The 13,525-nt window shown below is 66.1% G+C and carries 11 protein-coding genes; 6 read left to right on the forward strand and 5 right to left on the reverse strand.

All coding sequences use genetic code 11. From position 1 onward, the window contains the following. The first annotated feature begins 420 nt into the window (after window positions 1-420). Window positions 421-2,448, forward strand: a complete 2,028-nt coding sequence (gene rpoD, locus QQZ18_RS20475) for an RNA polymerase sigma factor RpoD (protein WP_284542836.1) — start codon at window positions 421-423, stop codon at window positions 2,446-2,448. 67 nt (window positions 2,449-2,515) lie between these two features. Here rpoD and QQZ18_RS20480 read toward each other — a convergent pair whose 3' ends face one another. After that, window positions 2,516-3,712 carry an MFS transporter gene (locus QQZ18_RS20480; RefSeq protein WP_284542837.1) on the reverse strand — a complete coding sequence of 399 codons (1,197 nt, stop codon included), beginning with the start codon at window positions 3,710-3,712 and terminating at the stop codon, window positions 2,516-2,518. 100 nt (window positions 3,713-3,812) lie between these two features. Here QQZ18_RS20480 and QQZ18_RS20485 point away from each other — a divergent pair, with 100 nt between their 5' ends. After that, the gene (locus QQZ18_RS20485) at window positions 3,813-4,376 is read left to right on the forward strand and encodes a TetR/AcrR family transcriptional regulator (protein WP_284542838.1); all 564 of its coding nucleotides are present in this window, start codon (window positions 3,813-3,815) and stop codon (window positions 4,374-4,376) included. 406 nt (window positions 4,377-4,782) lie between these two features. Further along, entirely contained in the window at window positions 4,783-7,233 is a 2,451-nt protein-coding gene (locus QQZ18_RS20490; protein WP_284542839.1) for a putative bifunctional diguanylate cyclase/phosphodiesterase, read from the forward strand. Window positions 7,234-7,263: 30 nt separating this feature from the next. On the opposite strand, the gene QQZ18_RS20495 is transcribed toward QQZ18_RS20490, so the two are convergent. Continuing rightward, window positions 7,264-8,040, reverse strand: coding sequence for a helix-turn-helix domain-containing protein (locus QQZ18_RS20495; RefSeq protein ID WP_284542840.1), 777 nt, complete (start codon window positions 8,038-8,040; stop codon window positions 7,264-7,266). Between the two features lie 126 nt (window positions 8,041-8,166). Between QQZ18_RS20495 and QQZ18_RS20500 the strand changes: the two genes are divergently transcribed. Next, complete coding sequence (locus QQZ18_RS20500) at window positions 8,167-8,571, forward strand: hypothetical protein (RefSeq protein WP_284542841.1); 405 nt, start codon at window positions 8,167-8,169, stop codon at window positions 8,569-8,571. 79 nt (window positions 8,572-8,650) lie between these two features. On the opposite strand, the gene QQZ18_RS20505 is transcribed toward QQZ18_RS20500, so the two are convergent. After that, window positions 8,651-9,529 (reverse strand): AraC family transcriptional regulator, encoded by an 879-nt coding sequence (locus QQZ18_RS20505; RefSeq protein WP_284542842.1) that lies wholly within the window; start codon window positions 9,527-9,529, stop codon window positions 8,651-8,653. A gap of 43 nt (window positions 9,530-9,572) precedes the next feature. Beyond that, window positions 9,573-10,487 carry a LysR family transcriptional regulator gene (locus QQZ18_RS20510; protein WP_284542843.1) on the reverse strand — a complete coding sequence of 305 codons (915 nt, stop codon included), beginning with the start codon at window positions 10,485-10,487 and terminating at the stop codon, window positions 9,573-9,575. A 91-nt stretch (window positions 10,488-10,578) separates the two neighbouring features. Here QQZ18_RS20510 and QQZ18_RS20515 point away from each other — a divergent pair, with 91 nt between their 5' ends. After that, window positions 10,579-11,580 (forward strand): SDR family oxidoreductase, encoded by a 1,002-nt coding sequence (locus QQZ18_RS20515; RefSeq protein ID WP_284542844.1) that lies wholly within the window; start codon window positions 10,579-10,581, stop codon window positions 11,578-11,580. Window positions 11,581-11,698: 118 nt separating this feature from the next. Here QQZ18_RS20515 and QQZ18_RS20520 read toward each other — a convergent pair whose 3' ends face one another. Further along, a complete protein-coding gene (locus tag QQZ18_RS20520; protein WP_284542845.1) occupies window positions 11,699-12,346 on the reverse strand; it encodes an L-fuculose-phosphate aldolase in 648 nt (215 codons plus the stop codon). Between the two features lie 402 nt (window positions 12,347-12,748). Here QQZ18_RS20520 and QQZ18_RS20525 point away from each other — a divergent pair, with 402 nt between their 5' ends. After that, window positions 12,749-13,510 carry a DeoR/GlpR family DNA-binding transcription regulator gene (locus QQZ18_RS20525; protein ID WP_284542846.1) on the forward strand — a complete coding sequence of 254 codons (762 nt, stop codon included), beginning with the start codon at window positions 12,749-12,751 and terminating at the stop codon, window positions 13,508-13,510. Window positions 13,511-13,525 lie beyond the last annotated feature (15 nt).

The following is a 13,525-nucleotide window of genomic DNA, read 5'->3' on the forward strand; positions in this document are numbered from 1 at the left end:
GCCCATGGATGCAGCGCGCAAAGATAGCGACGCAAGAAAGGCGGATCAGGCAGAAAGAGGCACGGGGTGTATATCGGGCTTCGGCAAGGGCGCGCCAATCCCTGCGCCCCGCCACCGAATCACCCTTTGATTCTACGAATCATCGCCGAATCAAAGATTCTCTTTCGAATCACCCTTGCGGAATCCGTTTGCGCCGCTAAATACACCTTTCCGGGGATTTTCGGCGGGTCGGCAACGGCCCGCCTGTTTGGCTATGGCCGCAGCGATGCCATGCGTTTTCAAGAGCGTCAGGGTTAAGTTGCGCTTAAGGCCTCGCCCGTATTGGTAGCGCGAGCCTCTTGACGGGACCTTTTGGCCCCGTGGCGAGTTGAGCGGATAGTGACGCGAGGCGTAACGGCCCGGCGGACGGCGGAGATGACTATGGCAACCAAGGCCACCGAAAACGACGAAGTCCAGGATACCGGCAACGAAGGTCCGGACGGTCCTCTTCTCGACCTCAGCGATGCCGCCGTCAAGCGGATGATCAAGCTCGCCAAGAAGCGCGGCTATGTGACCTATGACGAACTGAACGAAGTGCTGCCGTCGGACCAGAACTCGTCCGACCAGATCGAAGACATCTACGCCATGCTCTCGGACATGGGCATCAACGTCGTCGACTCCGAGGAGGCCGAGGAGGCCCCCGCCGTCGACGACAGTGCCTCCGAGGAAGAGGGCGAGGTCGCCGAGTCCACCGGCACCGCCGTCGCCAAGACCACCACGACGCGCGAGCCGACCGACCGCACCGACGATCCCGTGCGCATGTACCTGCGCGAAATGGGCTCGGTGGAACTGCTATCGCGCGAGGGCGAGATCGCCATCGCCAAGCGCATCGAGGCCGGCCGCGAGGCGATGATCGCCGGTCTCTGCGAGAGCCCCTTGACCTTCCAGGCCATCATCTTCTGGCGTGACGAGCTCAACGAGGGCAAGATCCTCCTGCGCGACATCATCGACCTCGAGGCGACCTATGCCGGCCCGGACGGCAAGGCCGGCGCGCTGCCGTTCGAAGCCGCCGAGGAAGGTGCGGAAGAGGGCGCCGAGCCCTCCGAGCAGCCCGCCCGCCCGCGTGGCGAGGACGGCGAGGAGCGCCCCGAGGGCGAACTGCCCGAAGGCGAGATGTCCGATGAAGACGATCTCGAGAACAACGTGTCGCTGTCGGCCATGGAAGCCGAGCTGAAGCCGAAGGTTCTCGAAACCTTCGACCGCATCGCCGAGAACTTCAAGAAGCTGCGCCGGCTGCAGGAGCAGCACGTCGAGAACCGGCTGAAGAACACCACGCTCAGCCCGTCGCAGGAGCGCCGCTACAAGAAGCTCGAGGAAGAGATCCAGGAAGACGTCAAGTCGCTCTCCCTCAACGCCGCCCGCATCGAGGCGCTGGTCGAGCAGCTCTACGACATCAACAAGAAGCTGATGGGCTACGAAGGCAAGCTCCTCCGCCTCGCCGAGAGCTATGGCGTCGGCCGCGAGGACTTCCTGCGCCAGTACCAGGCCTCCGAGCTCGACCCCAACTGGATCCGCCGCGTCGCGTCCCTGGCCTCCAAGGGCTGGAAGGAATTCGTGGCGCGCGAGAAGGAAGACATCCGCGAGCTGCGCCAGACCATCCAGACGCTGTCGTCGGAAACCGGCCTTGAGCCCGGCGAGTTCCGCCGCATCGTCCATCTCGTCCAGAAGGGCGAGAAGGAAGCGCGCATCGCCAAGAAGGAGATGGTGGAGGCCAACCTGCGCCTCGTCATCTCCATCGCCAAGAAGTACACCAACCGCGGCCTGCAGTTCCTCGACCTGATCCAGGAAGGCAACATCGGCCTGATGAAGGCGGTCGACAAGTTCGAGTACCGCCGTGGTTACAAGTTCTCGACCTACGCCACATGGTGGATCCGGCAGGCGATCACCCGTTCGATCGCCGATCAGGCCCGCACCATCCGCATTCCGGTGCACATGATCGAGACGATCAACAAGATCGTCCGCACGTCGCGCCAGATGCTGCACGAGATCGGCCGCGAGCCGACGCCGGAAGAGCTGGCTGAGAAGCTGGCGATGCCGCTCGAAAAGGTGCGCAAGGTCCTGAAGATCGCCAAGGAGCCGATCTCCCTCGAAACGCCGATCGGCGACGAGGAAGACAGCCACCTCGGCGACTTCATCGAGGACAAGAACGCCATCCTGCCGATCGACGCGGCCATCCAGTCGAACCTGCGCGAGACGACGACGCGGGTGCTCGCCTCGCTGACGCCGCGCGAGGAGCGCGTCCTGCGCATGCGCTTCGGCATCGGCATGAACACCGACCACACGCTGGAAGAAGTCGGCCAGCAGTTCTCGGTGACGCGCGAACGTATCCGCCAGATCGAGGCGAAGGCGCTCCGCAAGCTCAAGCACCCGAGCCGCAGCCGCAAGCTCCGCAGCTTCCTCGACAACTGAGAAAGCCGGCAGACAAGATCGGGACGGCGGGTCGAAAGGCCCGCCGTTTTCGTTTGTCGCGCGGCGCTTAGGGGGTGGCGGCGACGGCTGGGCGCTTCTGGCCGTCCAGCGCCGACGACAGCACGGCGGCGAGGAGAACGAAGGCGAGCACCACCAGCATGGCGCTGCGGAGGCCGAGGGTGTCGCCCAGGAAGCCCAGCATCGGCGGGCCGACGAGGAAGGCCACGTAGCCGACGATGGCGACGATCTTGACGCGGGCGTCGGCGTTTTCGCCGGAATCGCCGGCCGCCGACAGGGCGACGGGGAAGCCGAGCGAGGCGCCGATGCCCCAGAGAATCACGGCAAGGCCGGCCACCCACGGGTTGTCGACGAAGATCACCAAGGCGAGGCCGATGGCGCCGGCAATGGCGCTGCCGCGCATCACCGCCTTGCGGCCCCATTTGCGCAAGGGCACGCCGCCGCCGAACCGGCCGGCCGTCATGGCCAGCGCGAAGCCGAGGTAGACCAGCGTGCCCTGGGCCGGATCGAGGCCGTGCTCGTCGACCATCAAGAGCGGCAGCCAGTCGTTGGCGGCGCCCTCGGCGAAAGCCATGCCGAGCACGATCAGGCCGATGAACAGCACCGTCTTGTCGCGGTAGAGCGCGGCGCCGGCCGTCTTTCCCGCGCCCGGCGCGCCGGCCGACGGGGCATGGCGGCCGAGGTCGGGCGACAGCTTGGTGATGAAGTAGAACACCAGCGGGAAGCAGATCAGCGACACCAGCGCCATGTGCCAGGCGACGGGAAAGTCGATCGCCGTCAGGACGATGCCGATGGAGGCGCCGACGACGGTGCCGAGGCTGAAGCAGCCGTGCAGGGCGTGGAGAACCGGTTGCCGCATGACCGCTTCGACGTCGGCGCCCTCCATGTTGATGGCGATTTCCGACAGGCCGGCGCCGATACCGAACAGGAACAGGCCGGAGGAGACGATGGCGGCCAGCGAGGACACGACGCCGATGGCGACGAAGAACAGGGACGAGGAGATCAGCATCATGCCGATCAACCCCATGGTCTTGGTGCCGAAGCGGCTGACGGCGCCGCCGGCCAGGAGAATGCCGACCATGGAGCCCAGCGACAGGCCGAAGATGATCAGGCCCATTTCGGCGATCGAGGCGCCGAGGCCGTCGCGGATGGCCGGGGTTCGGGTGACCCACGATGACAGCGCCAGACCGGTCAGGAAGAAAAAGACGAAGAGAGCCAGTCGGCGTTGCCCAACTTGGGAAGCCATCTTAGTGTCCTGGGATGTGAGGACCCCCGCCGGGGGGAGACGATGTGTACATCCTTACATATCGCTTTCGGGACTGTAAACATCGAGCTGGGAACGGCGCATGAAACAACCGTCACGGCGGAGATATGATCCGGACCGCCGCAACCGGATCATCGAGGCCGCGCTCGACGTGATCGAAGTTCACGGCGTGGCCGGGGCCACCCATCGTCGGATCGCCGAGGCCGCCAACGTGCCGCTCGGCTCGATGTCCTATCATTTCAATGGGCTGGACGAGGTATTCGTCGCCGCCTTCGGTCTGCTGGCCGAGACCGTCTCGGCCAAGTTCGTGGAGTTGCTCGACGCCGCCAAGACCAGGGACGAGGCGCGGGAGGCGGTGGTCGAGCTGATCTGCGGCGACGTCTGGGCCACCGAGCGAACCATGCGGCTGAGCTACGAGCTCTACGCTTACTCGATGCGCAACGAGGCGATCCGGGCGGTGTTCATCGACTGGATGGCGCGCAGCCGGCGGGCGCTGGAAAAGCATTTCAGCCGCCGCACCGCCGATGCGCTCGACACCATCATCGAGGGCGCCACCATCCACAACACCGCCCAGCCCGACACGGTGACGCGGGAGGTGGTGCGCTGGATGGTGCTGAACCTGACGCGCGAGGACGATGGCGGTTAGGGCGCCTCAGCGGGGCGGCAGGCAGGACAAGGGGCCGAAACCCCGCCGTTTCCGGCAGAAACCCGACGTTCGGGGCTCTCTACCGTGGTGCATGGCGGCGCGAGGCGCCACCTGCGATAGACGTCGTCTCGTATTCGTTTTGCTGCATATTAGGCCGTGCAGGCTGAGCACATGGTATCGTTTCGGAAAGTCTACGCACGGTTGAGTTCTTTTTGTAGATCCAACAGTTTACGCTATCTTCATGTAATGGGGACACTGTTGACCCACCTAAAGGCGAAGGTCGAGGCCGCTGGTGAAGTCTGCCGCAGATGAACGTTCCTGCCTGAATGACGAGTTGTTAGCCGACTCCGAAGGATGGTTTTACTCGCCGGCATTTCCTGCGATCTGCCTGGATGAGACCGGTCTGGTGCTCGACGTCAATGACATCTTCGCCCAAACCCTTGAGGTTGACGCGGCAACGGTGATCGGCTGTCGGCTGGACGGTCTGGTGCCCGCCGAGGGCCGCGCCGCGCTGTCCGTCACCTTCGCCGCTCTTCGCGTTTCTCCCCTGGTCCGGCGGCAGCTCGATATCTGCCTGTGCCTGCCCGGGTGCCGCTCCCGTTGGTTCCGCGTCGCTCTCCGTGGCCTCAGCCGGCCGGGCGCGCCGACCGGTCGGCCGCTGATCGCCGCCCAGCTGTGCGATATCGACGACCTGACGACGCGCGCCCAGGATCTGGCCGATCTCGCCCGAAGCTGGGACGAAGCGATGACCGCGGCCAAGATCGGCATCTGGGATGTCGATCTCATCCAGGGCGTTACCACCTTTTCCGACATGTGGTACCAGATCCGGGGCCTGAGGCGGGGCGATGCGGCCCCGACCGATCATTCCGAGATCCTCGAACTCATTCATCCGAGCGACCGCGAGCACGTGATCGAAGAGTTCAACCGCCAGCGCCGGCCCGATTTCACGGAGTGCCGCTACGAGTATCGCTACAAGCACGCCGACGGCCGCTGGATCTGGATCGAGTGTCGCGGCTCCTGCGCGCAACGGGTCGACGGCAAGGCCTCCCGCATCATCGGCAGCGATATCGACATCACCGAGCACAAGCTGGCCGAGGAGCGGCTGTCGCTGGCGACCAGCCGCCTGCAACTGGCCATGGAAGCGTCGCGCATCGGCGTGTTCGATGCCGATTTCAGCACCGGCTACACCAACTGGGACGCCCCGACGCGGGCGATCTATGGCGTCGGCGCCGACGAAGAGATCAAGTTCGGCGGTCTTTGGGAGAGCATGTTGCATCCCGAGGACCGCGATCGGGTGATCCAGGCCATCAACGACCACATCGCCAGGCTCAAGCCCTACGACAACCAGTTCCGCATCATCCGGCCCGACGGCAGCATTCGCCACATCCGGACGCGCACGCTGCCCTTCATCGAGGTCGACGGCAGCAAGCGGATGATCGGCGTCAACTGGGACGAGACCGACGACATCCTGCTGCGCCACGACCTCGAACGGGCCAAGACGCTGGCCGAGGCGCGCAACCGCGAGCTGGAGGTCGCCAAGGCGGAAATCGAGCGCATCGCCATGCTCGACCCGCTCACCGAGCTGCCGAACCGCCGCTTTCTCGATCAGCGGATGGCGGTCCTCATCGCCCAGGGCTTCGACCGCGAGCACGGTCTGGCGATCCTGCACATCGACCTCGACCGCTTCAAGCAGATCAACGACACCTTCGGCCACAGCGTCGGCGATGCCGTGCTCCAGCATGTCGGCCGGCTGTTGCAGGCCGAGGCGGGCGAGGACGGCCAGGTCTTCCGCATCGGCGGCGACGAGTTCGTGATGGTCCGCCCCTACGATGGCGATCACGTCTCGCTCGAAGTCCTGGCGACGCGCCTTGTCGAGGCCTTGCGGCGGCCGGTGTCCGTGCATGAATACGAGTGCCGCTTCGGCGCCAGCATCGGCATCGCCGTCGGCGTCGGCAAGGACATCGACCCGCAGCAGCTGCTGCTCAACGCCGACATCGGCCTCTACAGCGCCAAGAGCGGTGGCAAGAACCGCTGGGCCTACTTCCGGCGCGAGTCGCACGCCCGCATGATCATGACCAAGCAGGTGTCCGACGACATCCTGCGCGGCTTCGAATGCGACGAGTTCGAGCCCCACTACCAGCTGCAGTTCAGGGCCGGCTCGCTCGACATCATCGGCATCGAGGCCCTGGCGCGCTGGCAGCATCCCGAGCGCGGGCTCCTGTCGCCGGACCATTTCATCGCGATCGCCGACGAACTCGGCATCCTGAGCGAGATCGACGGCGTCATGCTCAGGAAGACGCTCGCCGATTGCCAGCGGCTCAAGCTGGCCGGCATCGACATTCCCAAGTGCTCGGTCAACATCTCGGCCGGCCGGTTGCGCGATCCCCACCTTCTGGACATGCTGAGCAACCTGCCCGTCTCGCGATGCCCGCTGTCCTTCGAACTGCTCGAATCGATCTTTCTCGACGAACTGGAAGATCAGGTCGCCGCCAACCTCGCGCATATCCGCAAAGCCGGCATCGGCATCGAGATCGACGATTTCGGCAGCGGCCACGCGTCGATCACCAGCCTGCTGCATCTGAGGCCGGACGTCATCAAGATCGACCGCCAGCTGGTCAGCACCATTCCGACGTCCGCCGAGCGACGGTCGCTGATCGGCGCCATCATCGAGATGGGCCATTCGCTGGGCGTGACGGTGATCGGCGAAGGCGTCGAAACCATGGATCACGCCTACTGGCTGCACAAGCTGAAGTGCGACTTCCTGCAAGGCTTCGGGCTGGCCCATCCCATGTCGGCCGACCGTTTGGTCGACTTCATCCGAAGCGAGTCCTGGCGAGGCGACGGCTCGGCCGGTTGATCGGCGCCGGCCGGCGGTTATCTCCGATGCTCACGCGCCCTCGAAATGCGCCCTGGTCTCATCGTCGGCCGGGAAGAAGGACTCGATCAGCACGCCCTCGGCCAGCGCATCCTGCACCGAACCGAAGGTGGTGAGCGTGGTGATGAAGTTCAGCATCCGGCCGCCGACGCGCATGGAAATCGGCAGGATGGGAAGACGGGCGCTCTGGGGATGCTCGTCGAGCGCCGCCCGGACGTCCGGCAGGGCGGCCAGTCGTTCGATGCGGCGCGACAAAGGCGAGCGCGGGCCTTGCAGCCACGCCTCGCCCCGGATGCGGTGCACGAGATCGGCCGCCGTCTCGGGCCAGTTGGCGATGAGGTCCCGCAGCGGCGACGGCCCGAGGTAGGCGTCGAGGAAGTTGATGCCCGGTTTGGCCTCGATGCCGGCGGCGCCGGCCAGCGCCGCGAAGGGGCGGTTGGCGGCGAGAATGTTGTACTCGTGATCGAAGACCACGCCGGGGTAGGGATCGTGGCGGCCGAGGATCAGGCCGATCGCCTCCGCTATGGCCGGCGGCAGGCCGTCGAGCGCCTGGGCCGGCCGGGTGCCGAAGTGCGGTCGGAAGCCGGCAGCCGAAAACATCATGCCCTGGTCGCGGGCGGGTATGTCGAGCACGCTGGACAGCCGGAGGATCATGCCCTCGGTCGGCCGCGAGCGGCCGGTTTCGAGGAAGGACAGGTGGCGCGCCGAAATGCCGGCTTCCGTCGCCAGATCGAGCTGGCTCATGCGCCTGTGGCTGCGCCACTCCCTCAACTGCTCGCCGAACTGCATGGATGTCTCCGAACTCTTCGCCGCATTTGACGGCAAGCGCCGCCACAAATCCATTACCTCGGAGGTAATTGGTTTCCTTCCTTTCGGCGGCGAGGATCGGTCCCGTCAGAACGAAAGGAACAAGCCATGCTCGATGTCATCAAGCGCAACTTTCTGAAATCCGTCCTGTTCGCCGACGGCATCCTGTCGGCCGTTGCCGGCGCCGCCTTCCTCGGGTTCTCCGGCCTCATCGCCGAGCTGATCGGGCCGGTCTTCACGGCCGGAGCGATCTCGGGCCTCGGCGCCGTTCTGGTCGCCTGGGGGCTGTTCCATCTTGCTCTCAGCCGCCGGACGTCGATCGGCGGCGTGTGGGGCGGCATCGCGGGCGATGCGCTCTGGGTGTTAGCCAGCATCGCGGTGCTGGTGTCCCAGTGGGATGCGCTGACCTCGCTCGGCGCGGCTTTCATCGTCATCGCCACCGTGGCGGTGGTCGATTTCATGCTGCTGAAAATGAAGGGCCTCAGCGACCGGCGGCGGTTCGCCACGGCCTGACGGCGGCGGCCGGGCGAGCCCGACGATGGCGCTTGCGGAGCGTTCCGCCGGCGCCATCGTCGCGGGCGGTTGTCGGGGGTTACCGCAACGGCAGGAACAGGTCGGCCGCCGCCTCGCTCTCCGGCACCTCCGGATAGAGCGTCAGGCGCTGGCAGTAGATGGGGAAGTCGCGGGCCTCCTCGCCGCTCTCCGGCAGCCAGTCGCGGTAGAGGAAGAGGGCGGCCGGCTCCAGATTGTGGGTGTCGCCGGTGACGCGCAGCACGGCGCAGCGGCCGCCCGGAATCTCGCCGGCCTTGACGCCGTCGGTCTCGTCGACCGGCCGGTCGGTGCCGACGCAGAGGTCGACGCTGTAGTCGGCGGGATCGGCGGGGCGGCGCTCGGAGCGCCAGACCGTGAAGGTCGGGCTGGTGGCGGGGGAGAGGCCGGCCGCCTTGCGCCAGGCGATGAAGCGCTGGATGGAGGCGCCGAGCATCGCCGGGTCGCCCCGATGCTCGATGATCGCCACCTTGGTGGTCGGCACGTCGCGGATGGTCACGTCGTCGGCGGTGAATGTCTTTCGCATGAGCTTGCTCCTCGCATCGTCGAGAGCCCCGAAGGCCGCAAGCCACGGCTCCCAGTCGGGGGATTTCTGGAAGGACGAGGGCGACTGCCCCAGCCGTTGCCGGAAGGCGCGGGCGAAGGCATCGGGCGCCTCGTAGCCGGCGTCCATGGCGACATCCGTGATGCTCCGCTCATCCCTGTAGGCCAGCCGGAACGAGGCCCGCTTCATGCGGGCGAGCTGGACGTAGCGATGCACCGAGAGACCGAAGGTCGCCGTGAACTGCCGGTGGAAGTGATACTTCGAGTAGGCGGCGACGCCGCTCAGCGTGTCGAGATCCAGATCCTCGTCGAGGTGCCGGTCTATGTGGTCCAGCACCCGCTGCATCCGGGCATGGTAGGCCTGAAGCGCCGCCTTCATCGTCCTGTCCTCCGTGGCGAGGCCAGCTAGCCTTGCGTGCGTCTCAAGCGCTCGACCGATCTTGCGCTTTTGGCCTGACCAGCGCGGTCAGCTCGGCGACCAGCGCGTCGAACACGGCGCGGCAGCGGGTGTTGGCGCCGAGGTCCTCGTGCATCGCCACCCATGTCTCCATATCCTCGTGGAAGGCGTCGGGCAGCACGCGCACGAGGTCGGGTTCGGCCTCGGCGACGATCGTCTGGCAGACGCCGATGCCGAAACCGGCGCGGATGGCGGCGAGGTGGGCGATGTTGCTGTCGACCCGCAGGGCGAACGAGGCGCGGTCGAGCCCCGGATGGCGCTGGGCGAAGGCGCGGATGGCTGGCGTCTCCACGTCGTAGCCGATGATGTCGTGGTGGCCGAGATCATCCATGCTTTCGGGCATGCCGCGTCGGGCGAGGTAGTCCCTGTGGGCGTGAAGGCCGACCGGAAAGACGCCGACGCGCCGCGCCAGCAGCGCCTGCTGCTCGGGCCGGACCATGCGGATGGCGATGTCGGCCTGCCGCTTCAGGAGGTCGTCGACGGCGTTCGACAGCGACAATTCGATGGTGAGCCGGGGGTAGCGCCGGCGCAGCCGCGTCAGGATGGCCGGCAGGTGGACGATGCCGACCACCTCGCTGGCGGCGATGCGCACCGTGCCGTCCACCTCGCCGGTGCGGCCCTCGGCAGTGCGCATGAAGGCGGCGGAGGTGGAGGCCATCAGCTCGGCGAAGGGCCTCAGCTCCAGCGCCGCGTCGGTGGGCGACAGGCCGCGCGCGGTGCGCAGGAACAGCGGCGCGCCCACCGCCGCCTCAAGGGCGTCGACGTGGCGGGCGACGCTCGGCTGCGTCAGGCCGAGCGCCCGCGCCGCGCCGGAGAGGGAGCCCTCGGCGAGCACGGCGTTGAAGGTACGGTAGAGATCCCAGCTCGGCTCGTGGCTCATCTATTTTCGTATAGCACAGGTAAGATAACGGGCAATTCCGTTTATCCGTGATCGGGGCCATCTTCAGTCCATCAACAGATGGAGATGGACGATGAACACCAGGATCGCACTCGTTCTCGGCGCCACCGGCGGTATCGGCGGCGAAGTGGCTTCCAGGCTGGCCGCCGGCGGCTGGCAGGTGCGGGCGCTCCACCGGGCGCCCGGGCAGGCCGGCAGGGATGGCCGCTTCCAATGGATCAAGGGCGACGCCATGGTCGCCGCCGATGTGGCGAAGGCGGCCGAGGGCGCGGCGCTGATCGTTCATGCCGTCAACCCGCCCGGCTATCGCGACTGGGACAAGCTGGTGCTGCCGATGCTCGACAACACCATCGCCGCCGCCGAGGCCAACGGCGCCCGCATCGTCCTGCCCGGCACCGTCTACAACTACGGCCCCGACGCCTTCCCGGTGATCACCGAGGCGGCGCCGCAGAACGCCCTGACCCGCAAGGGCAAGATCCGGGTGGAGATGGAGCGGCGGCTGAAGGCGGCGGCCTTGCGCGGCAAGGCGCGGGTGCTGATCGTTCGGGCCGGCGACTTCTTCGGCCCGGGGGCGGCCAACAACTGGTTCAGCCAGGGGCTGGTGAAGGCCGGCAGCCGGCCGCGCTCGCTCAGCTATCCTGGGCGGCGCGGCGTCGGCCACCAGTGGGCCTACCTGCCGGATATGGCGGAGGCGATGGTGCGGCTCGCCGAGCACGCCGACCTCGACGATTTCGCCGCGTTCAACTTCGGCGGCCACTGGGATGGCGACGGCACGGCGATGACCCAGGCGATCCGCCACGCCCTCGACGAGCCGTTCCTGCCGGTGAAGGGCATGCCCTGGTGGCTGATGCGGCTCGCCTCGCCCTTCGTGCCCTTCCTCAGGGAGGTGATGGAGATGCGCTATCTGTGGAAGGTGCCGGTACGGCTCGACAATGCCAAGCTGGTGGCGACGCTCGGCGCCGAGCCGCACACCTCGCTCGACGAGGCTGTCTGGGCGACGCTCGTGGGGGTGGGGTGCCTGGGAAGCGAGGAGGCCCCGTCGGGCGCCGGCCGGGCCCGGTTGTCCAAGGCCTGAGCGGGCGGATCATCGTAAAGGGGAGGGCGGCACGGGGGGGAGAGAGCCCCGTGCCGTCGCGTCCGCCGGCGGGCCGGGGGGAGATGAGCCCACCGCGCGGCCGGAGCGTGCGGGTCGCTTACTTCTCCCGCAGGCCGTAGTGCTCGATCTTCTCCAGAACCTTGTGGACTTCCGCGTCGCTGAGGCAGGGCGGATTGTCCGTCACCTGGAGAAGGCCGAGGTACATTTTCGCCAGCGTCTCGACCTCGACGGCCAGCCACATGGCCTTGGCGAGCGTCGCGCCGGTGGCGATCATGCCGTGGTGGCGCAGCAGGATGGCCTTGCGCGTCCTGAGGCCGGCCTCGACGTAGTCCGAAAGCTCCTGGGTGCCGTAGGTCGCGTATTCGACGACCGGGATGTCGGTGCCCCCGGCGGTGGCGATCATGTAGTGGATGGCCGGAATCGGCTTGTTGAGAATGGAGATGATGGCCGAGTTGAGCGCGTGATTGTGGACGACGGCGTTGGCGTCGGCGCGCGCCCGGTAGGAGGCGAGGTGGAAGCGCCACTCGCTCGACGGCACCTTTTCATGGTCGTACTTGCCGTCGTTGCTGACGAACACCAGCTCGTCGGGTTGCATCTGGTCGTAGTCGACGCCCGACGGGGTGATCAGCATGCCGCCGTCGACGCGCACGCTGATGTTGCCGGAGGTGCCCTGGTTGAGCCCCTTGGCGTTCATCTCCTGACAGGCCCGTATCACGCTCTTTCGCAATGCGACGTTGGCATCCATTTTTGTCTTCTCCAGTCCAGTTCGTTGTCTGCCGGCTCACGTGTTGTCGGGGGCGGTTGGGCTGTTCGGGTCTTATGCCCGTTTGTGCCCGTTTACTTCCGTATATGCCCCATTTAGCACGCGACCTTTCGGTCTACAATAGGCAGTCCGGTCGGCCTTTGCCGGGGAGGGGTTCACGTCGCTGCAAGACGTATCCATCCGGGAAAGCGTGTAGTCTCGTTTATAAATCGCTGATTTTATGGTGTTTTCTATATCGGAATCATTGATGGGTCGGCTTGGTCGCGACGAAAGTCTCATCACGGGGAGAAAAAAAGAAGTGCGCTCCCGGGACTCTTGGCCTACAAGGATACGACCGAATATGACTGTTTATGTTTGGTTTTGCTGGATTGAAGGGTTCGCACCGTGCTCTTTGGCCGTCTGAGGGAAATCGTCAATCGCGTCGACCATCTGGGGTCGGTGGTCGTCACCGACCTTGCCGAGCAGTTCGACGTGTCGGTGGAGACCATCCGCCGCGATTTGCGGACGCTGGAGGACTCCGGCTATCTGCGCCGCACCCACGGGGGCGCCGTGTCGCTGCTGGAGACCGGGGTCGAGGCGCTGGCCTTCGGATCGCGCAAACAGGAAAATCTGGGCGCCAAGAAGGTCATCGCCCAGTCGGCGGTCCGGCTGATCCGCGACGGCGACGTTCTGATGATGGATCAGAGCTCGAGCGCCTGGTATCTGGCGCAGTCTCTCCCCGACATCAATCTGACCATCATCACCAATTCCGTGCGGATCGTCTTCGATTTCGTCCAGCGTCCGAAGATCAAGGTCATCTCGGTCGGCGGCGAGTATTTCGAGCGCTACGGCGCCTTTCTCGGCGCGATCACCATCAGCAACATTCTCGGCTTCCACGCCGACATCTGCTTCCACTCCTGCGCCGCCTTCCAGGAGGGCGAGGGAGCCTGGGACAACAACGAGCTCAACGCCGCGGTCAAGAAGGCGATGCTCCGTCGCAGCAAGAGCAACGTGCTGCTCTGCGACAAGAGCAAGTTCAACCACACCGGCTTCGCCCTGGTGAACCCGGTCGACCGCATCGATTGCATGATTACCGAGGAGGGGGTGACGGGCGAGGTTCGCCGCGGCGCCGACTCCCAGCGCAAGGAACCACGGCGCGGGCTCTAGGGCCCCTGCCGATCG

The sequence above is a fragment of the Pleomorphomonas sp. T1.2MG-36 genome, from assembly GCF_950100655.1.
Lineage (GTDB): Bacteria > Pseudomonadota > Alphaproteobacteria > Rhizobiales > Pleomorphomonadaceae > Pleomorphomonas.